18 protein-coding genes are annotated in these 17,302 nt (G+C 49.4%); 11 read left to right on the forward strand and 7 right to left on the reverse strand.

The window, feature by feature from the left end; genetic code table 11:
• Nucleotides 1-185: 185 nt before the first annotated feature.
• Nucleotides 186-1,697: a 3-hydroxyacyl-CoA dehydrogenase gene (locus V7723_RS01755; protein WP_335682695.1), complete on the forward strand. Its 1,512-nt coding sequence runs from the start codon at nucleotides 186-188 to the stop codon at nucleotides 1,695-1,697.
• 21 nt (nucleotides 1,698-1,718) lie between these two features.
• On the opposite strand, the gene V7723_RS01760 is transcribed toward V7723_RS01755, so the two are convergent.
• The 4 genes from V7723_RS01760 to nthA form a co-directional block, all read right to left on the reverse strand.
• Entirely contained in the window at nucleotides 1,719-1,982 is a 264-nt protein-coding gene (locus V7723_RS01760; protein WP_335682696.1) for a hypothetical protein, read from the reverse strand.
• Nucleotides 1,983-2,052: 70 nt separating this feature from the next.
• Nucleotides 2,053-2,427 carry a nitrile hydratase accessory protein gene (locus tag V7723_RS01765; protein ID WP_335682697.1) on the reverse strand — a complete coding sequence of 125 codons (375 nt, stop codon included), beginning with the start codon at nucleotides 2,425-2,427 and terminating at the stop codon, nucleotides 2,053-2,055.
• Nucleotides 2,420-3,085 carry a nitrile hydratase subunit beta gene (gene nthB, locus V7723_RS01770; RefSeq protein ID WP_335682698.1) on the reverse strand — a complete coding sequence of 222 codons (666 nt, stop codon included), beginning with the start codon at nucleotides 3,083-3,085 and terminating at the stop codon, nucleotides 2,420-2,422. The genes V7723_RS01765 and nthB overlap by 8 nt, the downstream gene beginning before the upstream one ends.
• Before the next feature lies 1 nt (nucleotide 3,086).
• Nucleotides 3,087-3,707, reverse strand: coding sequence for a nitrile hydratase subunit alpha (nthA, locus tag V7723_RS01775; RefSeq protein ID WP_335682699.1), 621 nt, complete (start codon nucleotides 3,705-3,707; stop codon nucleotides 3,087-3,089).
• A gap of 209 nt (nucleotides 3,708-3,916) precedes the next feature.
• Between nthA and V7723_RS01780 the strand changes: the two genes are divergently transcribed.
• Together V7723_RS01780 and V7723_RS01785 are read left to right on the forward strand one after the other, a co-directional pair.
• Nucleotides 3,917-4,522: a carboxymuconolactone decarboxylase family protein gene (locus V7723_RS01780; protein ID WP_335682700.1), complete on the forward strand. Its 606-nt coding sequence runs from the start codon at nucleotides 3,917-3,919 to the stop codon at nucleotides 4,520-4,522.
• A 38-nt stretch (nucleotides 4,523-4,560) separates the two neighbouring features.
• Nucleotides 4,561-5,169 carry a glutathione S-transferase family protein gene (locus V7723_RS01785; protein WP_335682701.1) on the forward strand — a complete coding sequence of 203 codons (609 nt, stop codon included), beginning with the start codon at nucleotides 4,561-4,563 and terminating at the stop codon, nucleotides 5,167-5,169.
• 51 nt (nucleotides 5,170-5,220) lie between these two features.
• Here V7723_RS01785 and V7723_RS01790 read toward each other — a convergent pair whose 3' ends face one another.
• Entirely contained in the window at nucleotides 5,221-5,856 is a 636-nt protein-coding gene (locus V7723_RS01790; protein ID WP_335682702.1) for a hypothetical protein, read from the reverse strand.
• Between the two features lie 71 nt (nucleotides 5,857-5,927).
• Between V7723_RS01790 and V7723_RS01795 the strand changes: the two genes are divergently transcribed.
• Nucleotides 5,928-6,740 (forward strand): phytanoyl-CoA dioxygenase family protein, encoded by an 813-nt coding sequence (locus V7723_RS01795; RefSeq protein WP_335682703.1) that lies wholly within the window; start codon nucleotides 5,928-5,930, stop codon nucleotides 6,738-6,740.
• A 6-nt stretch (nucleotides 6,741-6,746) separates the two neighbouring features.
• Here V7723_RS01795 and V7723_RS01800 read toward each other — a convergent pair whose 3' ends face one another.
• Complete coding sequence (locus V7723_RS01800) at nucleotides 6,747-7,202, reverse strand: MarR family winged helix-turn-helix transcriptional regulator (RefSeq protein ID WP_335682704.1); 456 nt, start codon at nucleotides 7,200-7,202, stop codon at nucleotides 6,747-6,749.
• An 84-nt stretch (nucleotides 7,203-7,286) separates the two neighbouring features.
• On the opposite strand from V7723_RS01800, the gene hmgA reads away from it, so the two are divergent.
• The 7 genes from hmgA to V7723_RS01835 all read left to right on the forward strand — a co-directional run bounded on the left by hmgA (nucleotide 7,287) and on the right by V7723_RS01835 (nucleotide 14,545).
• Nucleotides 7,287-8,597: a homogentisate 1,2-dioxygenase gene (gene hmgA / locus V7723_RS01805; RefSeq protein WP_335682705.1), complete on the forward strand. Its 1,311-nt coding sequence runs from the start codon at nucleotides 7,287-7,289 to the stop codon at nucleotides 8,595-8,597.
• A complete protein-coding gene (locus V7723_RS01810; protein ID WP_335682706.1) occupies nucleotides 8,594-9,619 on the forward strand; it encodes a fumarylacetoacetate hydrolase family protein in 1,026 nt (341 codons plus the stop codon). The genes hmgA and V7723_RS01810 overlap by 4 nt, the downstream gene beginning before the upstream one ends.
• Nucleotides 9,620-9,634: 15 nt before the next feature.
• Nucleotides 9,635-10,585: an MBL fold metallo-hydrolase gene (locus tag V7723_RS01815; RefSeq protein ID WP_335682707.1), complete on the forward strand. Its 951-nt coding sequence runs from the start codon at nucleotides 9,635-9,637 to the stop codon at nucleotides 10,583-10,585.
• Between the two features lie 4 nt (nucleotides 10,586-10,589).
• Complete coding sequence (locus tag V7723_RS01820) at nucleotides 10,590-12,224, forward strand: FAD-dependent oxidoreductase (RefSeq protein ID WP_335682708.1); 1,635 nt, start codon at nucleotides 10,590-10,592, stop codon at nucleotides 12,222-12,224.
• Nucleotides 12,221-12,418: a DUF2783 domain-containing protein gene (locus tag V7723_RS01825; RefSeq protein WP_335682709.1), complete on the forward strand. Its 198-nt coding sequence runs from the start codon at nucleotides 12,221-12,223 to the stop codon at nucleotides 12,416-12,418. Before V7723_RS01820 ends, V7723_RS01825 begins: the two co-directional genes overlap by 4 nt.
• A gap of 15 nt (nucleotides 12,419-12,433) precedes the next feature.
• On the forward strand, nucleotides 12,434-13,057 hold the full coding sequence (gene maiA / locus V7723_RS01830) for a maleylacetoacetate isomerase (protein ID WP_335682710.1): 624 nt from the start codon (nucleotides 12,434-12,436) through the stop codon (nucleotides 13,055-13,057).
• 99 nt (nucleotides 13,058-13,156) lie between these two features.
• Entirely contained in the window at nucleotides 13,157-14,545 is a 1,389-nt protein-coding gene (locus V7723_RS01835) for a phenylacetate--CoA ligase family protein (protein ID WP_335682711.1), read from the forward strand.
• Here the strand turns inward: V7723_RS01835 and V7723_RS01840 are convergent, their stop codons facing one another.
• A complete protein-coding gene (locus tag V7723_RS01840) occupies nucleotides 14,546-17,059 on the reverse strand; it encodes an adenylate/guanylate cyclase domain-containing protein (protein ID WP_335682712.1) in 2,514 nt (837 codons plus the stop codon).
• Between the last annotated feature and the right edge of the window lie 243 nt (nucleotides 17,060-17,302).

Raw genomic sequence — 17,302 nt, forward strand, 5'->3', positions numbered from 1 at the left:
CTCTCCTCCTCAAACGAGCGAGTAACTTTCGGCGTCAGATAAAAACGCCTGAAACCAGCCCTTAAGCGGCACCAGTCTCCTCATATGTAGGGATTTTATTGCACCGCATCAAGGTTGCACTTCACAAAAATGCCCAGCGAGTTATAACTCACAAAACAATCACAAAAAATAAAGGCAAAACGGAAATGGCAATTGACCCCCACAGAAAAGATCTAAAAATTGGTATCGTCGGCGCCGGCGCCATGGGACGAGGCATTGCACAAGTATCCGTAACCGGTGGTATGCAAGCGATTATATTTGATGCTGCAGACGGGGCAGCGCGCCTGGCCGTCGATTTCATCTCGGGTATGATTGGCCGCTCTGTTGAAAAAGGCCGCCTGGAAAGTAACGAAGGTCAGGGCGCCATCGATCGATTGCACGTTGCTAACGCCATTGCCGATCTAAAAGATTGTGATCTTGTCGTCGAGGCAATTGTCGAAAATATTGACGTGAAGCAATCCGTTTTTCAGCAACTTGAAGAAGTTGTCCGACCTGACGCGATAATCGCTTCGAATACATCCAGTATCCGTATTTCTTCAATTGCCTCTGCTTGTACCCACCGTGGTCGCATTGCCGGCTTGCATTTTTTTAATCCTGTTCCCTTGATGAAATTAGTTGAAGTCATTAATGGCACGGATACAAATGCGGATGTCACCGCGGCGCTTGAAGTTATTGGCAAACGCATGGGCCGCGTCCCGGTTGTCGTGAAAGACGCGCCAGGATTTTTGGTTAATCTTGGCGGCCGGGCCTACACAACAGAATCCTTGCGTATCGTATCAGAAGGCGTAGCAACGCCTTTTGAGGTAGACGCTATCATGCGGGACGCCTGTGGTTTTCGCATGGGACCGTTTGAACTCATGGATTTAACAGGAATCGATGTTAATTTCCCCGTCAGTCAGATCATTTACAAAGGGTACTTTCAAGATAAACGGTTATCTACCTACCCGCTTCATGAAAGCATGATGGAAGCCGGTCGGCTGGGCCGAAAAACTAAAGCCGGTTTTTACGAATATGATGATAGTGGCACCATCATCCGCCCGGAGATCGACTTTCCAATCGAAGGCGATCCTGCACAGCGCGTTTATCTTCCAGAACCTTCAGAAGCCCTAAACACCATTCTTCGCGATCTTGGTGTCAATATTTTAGCTGAAGATGACGGAACATCGCCAATTCTATCCGATCCTATTGGTGAAGACTGCACGGCCCTCGTCAAACGGCTCAATCTCGATGCGAAAAGGCTTGTTGCCATCGACACTCACACCGGCGTTGTTAGCCGCGCAACTGTTATGGCTGCGCCGGGCGTTGACGAAGCGATCATGTCTTCCATCATTGCCATGCTCAAAGGCGTTTCCATGAGTGTGACCCGAATAAAGGATAATCCAGGTTTTGTTGCTCAGCGCATTCGATCAATGATTGCCAATCTTGGTTGTGAAATGGCACAAATCGGTATTGCAACGCCCGAAGACATTGATAAGGGAATGAAGCTGGGCCTTAATTACCCGCTTGGTTCCGTAGAACTTGCCGAGAATATGGGAACGCAAAACACCCATAGCATATTGGAGTACCTCCAGAAAATCACCGGTGAAGAGAGATATCGGCCTAGTCAGTGGCTCAGACGTCGGGCTATTCTAAATCTACCCATTCACACGCCCGATTAACGGGCTGTGTCTGGTAAATTGTTACTGAACTGGATTTTCAGACTCGTGATCAACAGCCATAGCGGCCATTTCCTGTAAGGCACCGGCCGCACTACCGCCAAGGCTGGTTTCGACAGCCTGCATCATGGTTGCGATAACGCCAGCTGTGAAATGCTCACGCTCCAGCCCGGCTTCAACGCAGTCCTGCAAGGCCATATCCATATATTTGGTGATGATTTCAGCAGCCTTTTCCAGTTTAACGCGCGTATCGTCATCAGGTAGGGTATCAAGAGGCGTATCGGTCACAGGTTTTCCAGTTCACTTAAGGTTTTTAATAACGCACACATACGCACTGAGAAGCTTAATCACAATGCCCTTAATGGTTTTCGGCCAGCAAAATCGGCTTGCCATGTTCTGTATGCTCTGACGCATGTCGCCATTCTTCTTTTCGGTCCGCCAACTGTTGCGTCGTCAATAGGTCTTTTCGAGCCACGATTTTTTCAAGCGCCGCAAGCCAGCACAAGTAATATCCTTCGTTGCCGCGCCCCTCCCCCGCCAAAGTCGCCGCCCCAATCTCCGCACCAAAGATTTTGGCCCATTCAGACCAGCTAAATTGGCCTTGCTCGTTTAGTTTGACGGTCATGGCAAAGGCTTGGGCCTGCCAGGGTTCTTCAAAAACCGGTCCACCGGCATCACGCGGTATATCTATTTTCTCGAGCGTCCAATCCAGTTCGCCGCGATTGTTAGTCATTGGATAAAGCCTCCAGATGGTCATTCCAAAGATCAATATACACAAAGTCACCAGGGGTACCATCGCCGCCCCATAATTCTTCTGACGAGAATTTCACATTGTAAAGATGCTGTGGTTGATCCGGGCCATGGGCATTTGCGTCGGGAAACACATGAACACCATAAGCCGCATGAATAACCCCCGTATGGCCGCGTGCATAGCGCGGCAATCGCGTATGACCGGCGGGATGAATATTTTTCGCGCGGACAGCTTGCCCAACGACAAAAGCCGGGTCGATGTCCAGATCCACCACATAAGTTGCGCCCTTACTCATAATAATATCGACATTTTCAGCGGTCATTGCCGGTTTTGGCGTTGTCACAGGCTGTGGCGCCATGACGCCGGATAATTCTTCTTCGCTGATCAGACCTTTCTCTGTCAGCGTCCGGACTAGACCATCGAGCCAGATTTCATAATAGTTGCTGCCAAGGTAATCTGCCGGGGCCATGCGCTCGCGAGCGTGCCGGCTCTCGTCAATATTGCGCATCCCAAGGGCGCTTATGGCATTGTTCATGGCAAACATCCGCTTTTCCCAGTCGCCATGAAAAACCGGCTCATTTTCTTCTGGCTCCACCGAGCCCATACCATGCATGCCGCCCATATCATGTACACCATCCATGTTAGGTTACCTCCGTATTCGCCGGTACGTTGGCCGTTGTCACGCCGATCATGCTGTCGCGTGTTACCAACTCCGCGAGGGATTGTTCGGAATACCCCTCTGTCCCTTCAGGGCGACGCGGTATTACCAAATATCGGGTTTCTGCCGTACTGTCCCATACGCGTACTTCGGACGAAGCAGGAAGTTCCGTGCCAAATTCCTGCAAAACTTTGCGCGGCTCGCGGACTACCCGGGAGCGGTACGGTGCGGATTTATACCAGACTGGTGGTAGCCCCAATACCGGCCATGGGTAACAGGAGCACAACGTGCAAACGACCACATTATGAACGTTGTCGGTATTCTCTACTGCTACCATTTCTTCGCCTTGCGCCCCGGAAAAGCCAAATTCGGCGATGGCTGCCGATCCATCTTTCAGCAATCTTTGCTTATAGTTGTCGTCAATCCAAGCCCGAGCGACGACTTTTGCACCATTTTGAGGGCCGATCTTCTTTTCATAGCGTTCCACAAGGGCGTCAAGGGCGGCTGTTTCCACTAACCCCTTTTCAACTAACAGAGATTCCAGACTTTTAACCCTTAGAAGTGTTTCTGGTAAGGGGTCATTATGCTTGTGATCATGGGCCATGTAAGGATCCTCGAAACGTTCAAAACGTCTTTCTTCACTTTTCGTTAATGCGCCATCTGCGAATATAGGCTGGAATCTTGCGGAGTACAAAAGCAAACTGACGATATAATTTGAAAATGCCGGAATCAAGCGCCTGAAAATGGATTGCCTTGCTCCCGACATTTTTTTTATGTCAACTGAAACGCAATCATGAATAAAGGGCAAACGAGATGACCTGGATCAAAACAATCAGCTATGAAGAGGCCGAAGGCAAGCTCAAGAAATTATATGAGCGCGTGAAGGGTCCAGATAATAATATCGACAATATCATGATGGCACATTCGCTGCGGCCCCACACCATGGAAGGCCATATGAGCCTCTACAAACATGTATTGCATCATTCCGCGAACACCCTGCCCAAATGGAAACTAGAGGCGCTCGGCGTGTATGTCAGTTTGATCAATGAATGCATGTATTGCGTAGAGCATCATTTCGAAGGTCTGAAACGGCTGGTAAAAGATGACGACTGCGCGAACAGAATTCGTAGTGCCTTAACGGTTGGATTACCGGAACAGGTTTTTGAAGGCCCTGATCTGGCAATGATGCTCTATGCCAATGTCCTGACCACCCGCCCAGCACATATAGATGCCACGATGATTAACGAACTCCGTATTTCCGGGCTCGATGACGGGCAAATTCTGGAGGTCAATCAGGTCGTTGCTTATTTTTCTTATGCAAACCGCACGGTACTAGGGCTTGGCATTAACACTGAAAATGATATTATCGGTTTATCACCTAATAACTCCGATGAGCCAGACAACTGGAATCACGCATAAGCACTTGTTGGAAAAATTATATAAAATGAGGAAAACTCATGAAGCTATACGACCTCAAAGCCTCTCCCAATGCCCGCCGGGTTCGAATTTTTCTTGCTGAAAAAGGCGTCGAAATCCCGTCACAAGAGATAGATTTATCGACAGGCTTCCATAAATCTCCGGAGTATCTTGAAAAAAACATACTGGGCCGCATGCCGCTTTTAGAGCTGGATGACGGGGTCTGCATTTCTGAAAGCCACGCTATTTGTCGTTATCTGGAAGAAGAATACCCAACACCGCCGCTGATGGGCCGGACACAAGTCGAGAGGGCGCAAGTCGAAATGTGGAACCGGCGCATGGAACTTGAACTGCTCCATCCGCTCATCAATATTTTTTCCCACACTCATCCCATGTGGAAAAATATCCGAACGCAAGTTCCAGATTGGGCGGAGGTTTGTAGAATCCATGCGACCGAGACTATCGACTGGATGGAAACAACATTGGAAGGGCGCGAATTTCTTGCGACAGACGATTACACCGTCGCCGATATCACCGCACAATGTGCTATACTTATTGGTAAAGCAGTGGGTGTCAGAGTACCTGAGACACACCAGAACCTGACAGACTGGTGGGGCCGCGTCACCAGCCGGCCCACGGCTCGAGCATAGTATTTAGACACGGTTTTTGACCTGTTTAGTAATAAATAGGTCAAGATACTTTCATCTCTGATGGTTCTTTTGATCCCGTTCGGCTATTTGCCGAAGCTCATTCAGTGCCAATGCACCTTCTGCGATATGTTCCACCCCCCAGAAGCCATCATTGTATGACAAAAACGGCGACGAGCTGGAAAAAGATACCATGGTACCTAAATTACCCGGAACCCACTTTTGTTTGTCTTCCTGATAGGGATTGGATGCGCGGTTCTTGCTGATCCGAAGTTGAATATCACCTCGATCGCCACTTCGACGGATAAGTTTGTAATCGGTAATATCCGCAGGATAAAAAATTGTCTCACGAACCCGGAGGCCTTTTTCCAGAATAACCGCCCGTTGATCGGTCACAATATATGCGGTGCGCGATGCCCGCCACAAATAACGGATCGGCGTCAGCGCCAACCAGAGAGAACCGAAAACAAGCAAAGCCTCTGGAAGTCTTATATCCCCATAGTCCGGAATTGATCGCCATATCATGAATAGAAAGAAACACAAAAAGCAACCCACCACACAGAACCACGCATTAAATTGTAGAACGCGGCCTCGCCCTGGCTGTCCGCCCCAAACGACTTTCTCTTCAGGCCATAAATAATTCTGCCTGAAATACTCTGCCGCTGGAGAATCAAATTTTGGCGGGGACAATTTGCATTCCTTAAAAGTTCAATTAGGTTTAGCATAGACACATTAGTCAATTCTATTCTGGAGCATAAATAATGAATAATCCACTGCACAGAGAAATTACGGATGGCGAGATTGCGGCCTTTCAAAAAGATGGGGTTATTTGCCTGAGGAACTTCTTCGACAAAAATTGGGTCATGCGGATTCAGGAGCTAGTAGACGAAGATATTGCCAATCCTTCAGGCATGGTGAAAGGTATTGATGAAAAAGACTCAACGGGGTTTTTCTTCGGGGATACTTTTGTGAGCCACCATTTGGACGGATTTCGGGATGCTGTCTTCAATTCTCCAGCACCGTTGATTGCAGCCTCCTTGATGAAAGCTGACAAAGTGAATTTGCTGTTTGATCAGATTTTGGTGAAGGAGCCAGACACATCAACGCCGACGGCCTGGCATCAGGATTACACCTACTGGCCGGTTGCAGGAGAACAAGTGTCGACGTTGTGGCTAGCGCTTGATCCCGTAACATATGATAGCGGTGCCGTAGAATATGTGCGTGGATCACACCGCTGGAACCAAAAATATCTCGCCATCAGTTTTGACCCAAGTCAGACATATGAAGAAGAACTGCCGGAAGTACCGGATATTGAAAATAACCGAGCGGACTATGACATCGTTTCCTTCGAGCTCGAACCGGGAGATTGTACAATCCATCATGGGCTTTTGTTACATGGCGCCCAACCCAACAAATTGAAGAATGTTCGACGTCGCGCCTATATCCAGCGCTGGACCGGTCACGATGTTACTTATAATCCACGGCCAAATCTTCAGAAAATGCTGCGCGATCCGATGATTCCGGCAGGTGGGCCCTTGGATAGTGATCTTTTTCCTGTTGTTTGGACGCGTTGAGTGTTCCTAATCTGAAATTTGTACCATAGCCTCATCGGCAAAGAGGCTTTCAAGGGCATCGAGCCCTTGTTTGAGGGCGGCGAAATTTGCATCGCCCAATTTTGCAATCATGTCCGTTTCGATTTTTAGCATTTTTGGGACAAGCTTTTCATAAGCCTGCTGTCCAAAGGTGGTCAGCGCTATATGTTCCAGTCGGCGGTCCTTATCGTCCTGACGGCGGATCAACCAACTTCTTTTTTCAAGAGCGTAAAGCGCTCTGCTGACCTTTGTCTTATCCATAGTTGAAAAATGCGCGATTTCTGTGGCGGTCATTGTGCTTTTTTGCCCAAGGAGCGCAAATGCCCGCCATTCGGACCTGCTAAGTCCGAACTCTAATTTATAAGCCTGACTGGCATTTTTACTCAAGCTGTCGGCCAGCCGGTTGAGCCGATAAGGCAAAAACTGCTCGAGAACAAGACTCATAGTGAAAAATTCCTTGATAGTTACATTTACAACTGTTACATATGATACCAATGGGTCGCGTAAAGATCAATAAGGATTATGAGCATGACACTCAGTTATATGTCTGGCTTTGGTAACGAAATGGAAACCGAAGCCCTGCCAGAGGCATTGCCGAAAGGTCAAAATAGTCCTCAAAACTGTGCCTATGGTCTTTACGCAGAGCAAATATCGGGCACCGCATTTACGGCGCCGCGCGCGACAAACGCCCGTTCCTGGCTATACCGCATTCGACCTTCTGTGCGTCATACAGCACATTTCACACCGATATCCTACCCGAACTGGTTATCTCCGCCGTCTATGGACGATCACGATTTGCCAATCGGCCAGTTTCGTTGGAACCCGATTTCTCTGCCTGAGACAAAGACGAACTTCCTCGCAGGCATAAAGACAATGACAACTGCAGGAGATGTCCGGGCGCAATCCGGCATGGCCGCCCATACCTATGCGTTCAATGACAGCATGACGGATGATTATTTCTTTAACGCTGACGGAGAGATGCTCGTTGTCCCGGAGCAAGGCAGGCTGAAAATCCAGACTGAACTTGGATGTCTCGACGTTGAGCCCGCGGAAATCTGCATCATTCCCCGCGGCGTGATGTTTAAGGTTGACTGCGTTGACGTTGTTGCCCGCGGGTATATTTGTGAAAATTACGGTGCCCGTTTTACACTACCGGAGCGCGGTCCGATTGGCGCCAATGGCCTCGCAAATCCACGGGATTTTCTGAGCCCTGTCGCGGCTTTTGAAGAAAAGGATACGCCTTGCTCAGTGCATGTCAAATGGGGCGGGAAATTCTATCAAACAGATATCGGCCATTCACCTTTGGACGTGGTGGCCTGGCACGGCAATTTTGCGCCCGTAAAGTACGACTTGCGCCATTTCTGTCCCGTCGGCGCCATTTTGTTTGATCATCCGGATCCTTCAATCTTTACGGTTTTAACAGCGCCCTCAAATGAGCCGGGAACCGCTAATGTCGACTTTGCAATCTTTCCGGCAAGATGGATGGTCGCGGAAAACACCTTTAGACCACCCTGGTATCATCGCAATATTATGAGCGAGTTCATGGGGCTTATTTACGGCCAATATGATGCCAAAGAAGAGGGGTTTTTTCCCGGTGGCATGAGCTTGCATAGTATGATGCTGCCGCACGGGCCCGATGCCGAAGGTTTTCTCAAGGCGGCAACGGCCGACCTGACACCGCAAAAACTGGAAAATACTTTGGCGTTCATGTTTGAAACCCGCCTGCCCCAACAAGTGACAGCATTTGCGGCCAACCTTGAAACACTGCAGACAAATTACATTGATTGTTGGGCTGGTTTGGAAAAACGGTTCGACGGGACAAAAGAAGGAAAGAAATGAAACTCGCAAGTTTAAAAAACGACTCACGAGACGGCAAACTCGTGGTCGTGACGACGGATTTGAGCCGATGCCGCGCCGTTCCGGAGATTGCGCGAACTTTGCAAACTGCCCTTGATAATTGGAAGGCAAAAGCGCCATTGCTTGCACAGGCGGCTCGGGAACTCAATAGCAATGCCAATATGGGTGAGCCTTATCGTGAGGAAAACGCGCATTCTCCCCTACCACGCGCTTTTCAATGGGCGGACGGATCGGCATACGTCAATCACGTCGAACTGGTGCGTAAAGCCCGCAAAGCTGAAATGCCCGCGTCCTTCTGGACGGATCCATTAATGTATCAAGGCGGGTCCGACAACTTTCTAGCTCCGCATGACCCTATAGCAATTGCAGATGAAGCATATGGTATCGACATGGAAGGCGAAATTGCCGTTATTATCGATGATGTGCCCATGGGTGCCGATCTGGATCAAGCGGCGGCATCCGTTCGTTTGATTATGATCGCCAATGATGTCTCTCTTCGCGGATTAATACCTGCGGAACTCGGCAAGGGTTTCGGCTTTTTTCACGCCAAACCTTCCAGTGCTTTTTCACCTGTCGCCGTGACGCCAGATGAACTTGGGCCAAATTGGCAGGACAGCAAACTCACATTGCCGCTGTTGGTGGACTATAACGGGTCGCCGTTTGGAAAAGCCAACGCTGGTATTGATATGACCTTCAACTTCGCAGAACTCATCCGCCATGCGGCGAAAACGCGGCCGCTATGTGCCGGTACGATCATTGGATCAGGGACAGTTTCGAACAAACTAGAGGAAGGTCCGGGGAAAGCCATCTCTGAAGGTGGCGCAGGGTATGCCTGCATCGCTGAGATTCGAATGATCGAAACCATCGAAACAGGCGCACCCATCACACCTTTCATGAAATTTGGCGATACAGTCCGCATCGAAATGCTCGATGCCGCAGGCAACTCCATCTTCGGCGCCATTCAACAAACCGTTGAAAAATACGCGCCGTCAAAAACGAATTAGGGAAAAGGACACAGCATGACAAAGGCATTTGCCTCACAGGGCGATATGGAAGAAAAAACCATTTCATTTACAGAAATTGGAAAAGACCTTTGGGCGTTTACAGCCGAAGGTGATCCCAACACCGGCGTCATCATTGGTGATGACAGTGTAATGGTCATCGATACGCAGGCAACGCCCCGCATGGCGAATATGGTTTTGGAGAAAATCCGCACTGTCACAGATAAACCCGTAAAGTTTGTCGTGCTATCCCATTATCATGCCGTTCGCGTTCTAGGCGCGTCGGCTTACGGCGCTGAGCAAATCATTGCATCGGATAAATGCCGTGCCATGGTCGCGGAACGCGGTCAAGAAGATTGGGATAGTGAGTTTGAACGATTTCCCCGACTCTTTGAAGGGTATGAGGACATTCCAGGCCTGACCTGGCCGACCCATACTTTCTCTGACCGAATGACTGTTTATCTTGGCAAACGGCGTGTTGATCTGATGCATCTAGGCCGCGCCCATACGGCCGGTGACGTGGTAACTTATGTCCCAGATGCAGAGGTATTATTCTCCGGCGATGTCGTTGAGTACCACTCGGCCTGCTATTGCGGCGATGGCCATTTTGGCGATTGGGGCAACACACTGGATGCCATCGCGGCGTTCAAACCAAAATCCATTGTTCCAGGGCGCGGTGCCGCGCTGGTTGGTGATGAGTTAGTTACCGCAGCATTGACCAACACCCGTGATTTTGTCGAAAGCACTTACCGACCTGCGGCGGCTGTTGCTGCTCGCGGCGGATCCTTGAAAGAGGCCTGGGAGGCTGTTCGCGCAGAATGCGATCCGAAATTTGCAGACTATGCGATCTACGAGCATTGCCTGCCGTTCAATGTAGCCCGTGCCTATGACGAAGCAAGAGGCATCGACACGCCAAGAATATGGACGGCTGAACGCGATAAAGAAATGTGGGCTTCACTGCAGGGATAAATCCATGCCGCACTATCAGGGAATACGGTATCCGTTCACTCCCCCACCCGAACTTGATCACAAGGTATCCGATCGTCATCCTGTGGCGATCATTGGCGCGGGCCCCATAGGCCTTTCCATGGCCATTGATTTAGCCATGCAGGGGATAAGGACTGTTGTTCTCGACGATAACAATGTGGTCTCCGTCGGATCCCGCGCCATTTGCTGGGCAAAGCGGACCCTTGAGATATTTGACCGACTGGGTGTGGCGGACAGGATGCTGGAAAAAGGCGTAACCTGGAAAGTCGGTCGATTGTTTCATGGGGAAAATGAGGTTTATAATTTTGATTTGCTGCCTAATGCCGGGCACAAGATGCCGGCGTTTATCAATCTTCAGCAATATTATGTCGAACAATATCTGGTAGAGCGGGCAGCCGAATTTCCAGGCCTTATCGAGATGCGTTGGCTGAGCAAAGTCATCGGCGAAAACATTGAGGCCGATTACGTGACCTTGCAGGTAGAAACGCCTGACGGAACCTATGACCTGTTGGCCGATTACGTGCTGGCTTGCGATGGTGCAAAATCGGGCATTCGCGAAAGAATGGGCCTGGCATTCAAAGGGCATCATTTCGAGGAACGCTTCCTGATCGCCGACGTGGAAATGGCCGAGAGCCCCTTCGACGACGAGGACACTCATGAACGCTGGTTCTGGTTCGAACCTCCGTTTCATTCGGGGCAGTCTTCGTTGCTCCATAAACAACCGGACAATATCTACCGCATCGATTTGCAATTGGGGCCGGATGCGGACCCGACCGAAGAAAGTAAGCCTGAAAAGGTCATTCCCCGGATCAAGGCAATTGTCGGCGAGCGCCCTTTCAAGTTGGATTGGGTAAGTGTTTATAGCTTTACATGTGCAAAGCTAGATCAATTTGTCCATGGCAGGGTGATCTTCATTGGGGACAGTGCTCATACAGTGTCACCGTTTGGTGCCCGCGGTGGAAATGGCGGTATTCAAGACGTCGACAACCTCGGCTGGAAGCTTGCGGCCACCCTCCACGGTCAGGCGGATCCAAGCCTGCTCGACAGCTATCATGAGGAACGGAGCATCGGCGCACAGGAAAACATCAAAAACTCCTCGCGTGCGACAAATTTCATGACGCCGAAATCAAATATGGAGCGCATTTTTCGCAACGAGATCCTGAATCTAGCGAAAGATTATCCGTTTGCCCGAACTTTGGTGAACTCCGGCCGGCTTTCCGTGCCCTGCTCTCTTGCCGGGCTTTCGCTTCAAACGACTTCAACCCTGGCCCGCGGCCTGACACCCGGTACGTCTTGCCCGGATGCAGAACTAGAACAAGGCGGCGAAAAAAGCTGGTTGCTCAATCATCTGGGAGGTGAGTTCGTGCTTCTAACAATTGGTGGATCGACAAGAAACCTCACTCTGGACGGGGTGCGCCATCTTCACATAAGGACGGATACCACCGTTGCTGGTTTGTATGACTGCACTGGAAATGTTGCGCAACAATATGGTGCTGATTTGGCCTATTTAATCCGGCCCGACCAACATATTGCTGCCTGCTTCGAATTAAGGGAGCCAGAAAAGCTGTTACCGGCTTTACAACGGGCGCAAGCAATTGAACCCCTGAAGGCCACTCAATGACACAAAAGGAAATTGGCGAAGACAACCTTCAAGAACATCGGGACGATTTCTACGAACTGCTGCTCAAGGCCCATGAGAATCTCAGCGATGACGAGTCTACCGCCTTGAATGCCCGGCTGGTTCTTCTCCTTGCCAATGAAGTCGGAGATTTTGACATCCTTAAAAAAATACTTAAAGGCGCCGTGACGCCATAATGCGGGAAAAGACCCATGAGCGATATTGTTCTGTATGACTACTGGCGCTCCTCGGCCAGTTATCGGGTGCGCATTGCCTTGAACTTAAAGCAGCTTGCGTACCAATCCAACGTCGTGGATCTTGCCGCCGGCGAGAAATTACTCAGCCATAATCCACAAGGTTATGTCCCGGCATTGATAATGAAGGGCAAAACCCTAACGCAATCCCTTTCCATCATCGAGTATCTTGATGAGCTTTACCCAGCTCCGCCCCTCCTCGGCGAAACCCCGGAGGCGAGGCAAATTGTTCGCGCTCTTGCCCATGTTGTCGCCATGGATATTCATCCCGTTTGCAACCTCAATGTGGTCAATTATGTGGCGGGTCGCGCTGTAGAGAACGATCATCTGAAAGAGGACTGGATGAAGCATTTTATCGAAAAAGGAATGACAGCCCTCGAGCAGTTAATCAACGATGCCGGTCCCGGACTTTTCTGCTTTGGCGATTACCCGACCCTTGCGGACATTTGTCTGATGCCACAAATTTATAATGCAGACCGTTGGGGTTTTGATATCGCGCCGTTAAGGAGAATATCGGCAATCGGCCAACGATGCGCCAAGATAGAAGCCTTTCAAAAAGCCCATCCTGACGCTGTTCGATAAACCCACACCGAACCTGCGTTTATCCTCCTGTCATCGATGCGTTGCCCATCGCATGACTTAGATATACCATCTTCAAACAGATCTAATAGGGGGAGTGACATGTCACATAGATTCCGGTTGAGTGGCGAAAAACGTCAGCGACATCTAGATGCCATTGCCAAACGTTTGCCGGAGCATCTTGCCCGACTGTCCTGGTCCGCGGAAACGCTCAAACAGGAGCGGCAGGAAAAACTGCGATCCCTTCTGCGGCATGCTGTTGAAAAGTCACCCTGGCACACGGAGCGATTGACGGGCATAGAGATTGAGACTTTTACAGAGGCGGATTTAACGTCTCTCCCCATCATGACCAAAGCAGATGTTATGGAAAATTGGGATCAAATCGTCACCGACAATCGGCTAACCCTAGAAGGTGCCAATAACCATATCACCCGGAAATTACGAGATCCTGATGCCCCCTACTACTATTTGGATGACTATGAAATTTTTGCTACCGGAGGTTCGACGGGATCGCGCGGTGTCTTCATCTGGGGATGGGAAGAATTTATTGAGATTGCCTGCTCAACTTTTCGATACCAAATGCGCGACGAACCCACCGAAACCCTGACAGGAGATCGCTTATTGGCTGTCGTTGAAGCCGGAGAAACTGTTCATGGCAGCCCTTTTGTTTTTTCGGTTAGCCCGGATCCGGATACGCGCGTCGATTGGTTCCCGGCCTCAACACCTATGAAAGAGCTGATCGCCCAGCTAAACGCAGCTCAGCCAACGCAAATCAATGGTTTTTCATCCGCTGTACAGGAGTTGGCCATCGAAGCCGTTGCCGGAAATCTAAAAATTTCACCGCACCGTGTCACATCTAATTCCGAACCCTTGCTTCCTGAAGCCCGGGCGGCAGCGAAGAAAGCCTGGGGAGTCGATATTAATAACATGTGGGGCTGCGTTGAAGTCGGCCTCATTGGCGTTGAATGCGACGCGCATCAAGGCATGCATATGACCGACGATATGGTGATTTGTGAGTTCGTCGATCATGATAACCAGCCAACGGACGATCCTGACAAAATTGATAAAATACTTGCGACTTCGCTTTTTGGAACAAGCCTGCCCATGATCCGGTATGAAGTTTCAGATATCGCCATTACGGGTAAGGAGTTGTGTAGCTGCGGTTCTGTATTTCCACTCATTGAAGAAGTCAGAGGCCGCGCCGACGACGCGTTTATTTACGATGGAGACATCAAAATTCACCCGCTGGTCTTTCGCACCCCTTTAGGGCAACATCCCCATATTGAAGAATACCAAATTCAACAAACGAAAACTGGCGCCGTAATATCCGTGGTATGTGCCGGCATTGTTGATCAAATGCTCCTGAAATCCGATATAGAAACAGCTTTGATTGCCCTTGGAATGTCCGCCCCGGAAATCATTGTAAATTTTGTGGAGGCTGTTCAGCGCCATAAAGAAACAGGAAAATTAAGACGGTTTATCCCTGTATAATTACGAAGATGGCTTGGCCTCAGGACCGTCCCATTGCCATACTCTTTGCCGACTTCCATTTGATTGAACATCCTGCAGCGGAAGTGGCCTAAATCCGTTTAACAGCTCATTCGCTGTTCCGACCGTCAGTATTTCGTCCACAATTGCATCAGAGGCTATCACAGCTTTTGCGTGGGAAATCGACATTTTTTCAAGCTGATTTACGACCGAAATAGCCTCGCCCGTAATACTCAATTGCTGATCGCCGGACGCGGCGCTGTCGTCGATCGAAAGCTGACCGTAATGCATACCAATACCAAATTTAAGCACCACCTCTTGCGGTAATTCTTGGTGACTGTGCCATTTGGAAATTTCTTCTGTTAGCTCGCGGGCGCACCGCAACGCATTAAGGCTGTCATTCTTATCCGCGTCCGGCAATCCAAAGATTGCAATGACCCCGTCGCCGCCAAAACTGTCCGCATATCCCGCATGCCTGGAAACGGTCACCTCGACGATACCTTGCAGGGAATGCCGTATCTGCGCCAGTCGCGTCGGCCCTAAGATGCTATTTGCCGCTTCGTACCCGGTCAAATCAACAAAAAGTAACGCCACGTCGAAATGATAGGCTGCAAGATCTGCTTTTTTAGGTACTTCCCCAGCTTCAACTGTATCTTCTTGTGCAGGAGGCGCTGTCGGTGAAGAGGTTTTCGTAACAGGCATCAACTCCGGAATTAGGTCATCTTCTAGTTCTTCTGAAGTTTCAAATATTGTGGGGCTTTCGCCGCCTGTCTCGTCGACAACCTCTTCCGCAATTTCTACAACTGCAACGTCATCGCCTTCTCTTCCTTCATTAGACGCGAGTTCTTCGTCGTCGATTGCGGCAATCTTTTCAAAAGCCCGAATGACCGAGTCGATTGGGCTGGCCAGTTCAACTTCACTCATTTCTGAGCGTGAAAGGCTGTCTGCCCCTGTTGGTTTTTCAAGAAATAGCGGCTCGTCGATTACATCTGACTGTTCTGCAGCAGAGATTTCCTCTTGCACGGCCTCTAAGGCCTCGCCTTCCTCCATATCCGTGACATCTTCTTCTATAACAGGCACCATGTCAGTGAGCACCAGTTCTTCTTCAGCGGATTGCGTCTCCATTGCTTTTGCCAGAGCCGCCTCTTCTTCTGCTGCGGCTTCTTCAGCGGCGATAACATTCTTAGCCTTGCGCACCCGCTCTGCTATCCAGGGGGCCGCGTATTTAGTGGTATCATTTTTCTCTGCTTCTTCGATCGCCCGTGATCGCCTGTTTGATACGTTCTTCGCGTAAAACAGATACGCAGTGCATAAAAGGACCGTCCCCAGTGGAAAGGTCAGATTGAGCCATATATTAATCAGCGTAAAGGCTTTGAAATTTAGCGCTGTAATTAACGCGCCCATAAGCAAACCCAATGTTAAGACGACGATCCCGCTTCGCAAAGTTGCGAAAAGAGCAAAAAATACCCCAAGAATTGCGATCAGGACGATATCGAGGATTATTACCTGTTGTGACCGGTCCAGCGGATCAACGCTCAGCAAATTATCAATGGACGTTGCAAGGACTTCGATATTTGGCAATGTTGAATCAAATGGGGTCACGGACGTCGCCTGTTGATCCGTCGTAACCGCGCCAAGCAGCACAATTTCGAAGTTATTTTTTGACTCCGGCACGTCAAGAAGCTCCGAGAGGGTGCGATATCGATAGCTTCCCACTGGACCCCTGTAATTCAAAGCCATTTGCATGGTCGAATCTGTTGGAATATAGTTGCTGCCAATTTGTAAACTAGATCCAAAGAAAACACTGACATCGCTAGAAGCTATATTCATAAAGGTCGTGGCCGCTTCAATCGCAAGAGACGGTAAATACTCCCCCTTATAGCCGATGACCGGATAGGCAAATTGCCGATACATCGTTCCATCATCAATGTGAGTTTCATGGCCTGGTATCGACACCGAAAGAATTTGTCGGGGTGGCGCCACGACAGCTTGTGGATTGAGGGGCAATTTCGGCGCCATATCATCGCGGAACCGATAGACGCGATAGGCTGTTTCACTGATGGCCTCGGGGATATCAGTTCGGTCTCCCGAATTCAGCGTGAATTTATACGGGACAAGAATGCGGTCAGACCGGGACAAGGCGGTAATCAATGCTTTGGATAACACCGACTCGTTTTCAGCGATCTTTCCGACTGTGAGGTGATCCATCAATGTATGATCAAAAACAATTACACTTGCTTCATTCTCTGTCAGATACTCAATCGCCAGGGTGACGTTTGTCAAAATCTCGTCAGGTGTCTTCAGCCGATCTTCTTCCAAAAGAACAATTTCGATACTTCGATCCGCAGGAATTGGGCCGCGCAGCATAAATTTTGCGGACAGCAATTGGTCTTCTACTTGCCTGAGAACAAGAAGATGCCGAGCATTGATAAAACCGACGACAATGGCAGCACAAATCCCAAGCACAATCATTGCCTGGCTCAGTCGACCTATGGGTGCTGGAAGTCTTTGTGCCATAATTTCAGGCCGATTTAATAATTGGGTTAAAAAACATATTCAGGCGTACCGCACAACATTCGAGTCATTTGAACCACAAAAATTCACTTTATTATCGGTAATATTCATAAACAAGCCTAACATCATCGGGCTATGTTACTAACCTTTTTTGAGTAACACTCATAGGCATAAAGTATTATTTCTCGAAATAATTAGAGGATTGTTCCCCTTTATTTCTCCCCCGAAATACTGGAAAATACGCCC

It is taken from the genome of Sneathiella sp., from assembly GCF_036960985.1.
Lineage (GTDB): Bacteria > Pseudomonadota > Alphaproteobacteria > Sneathiellales > Sneathiellaceae > Sneathiella.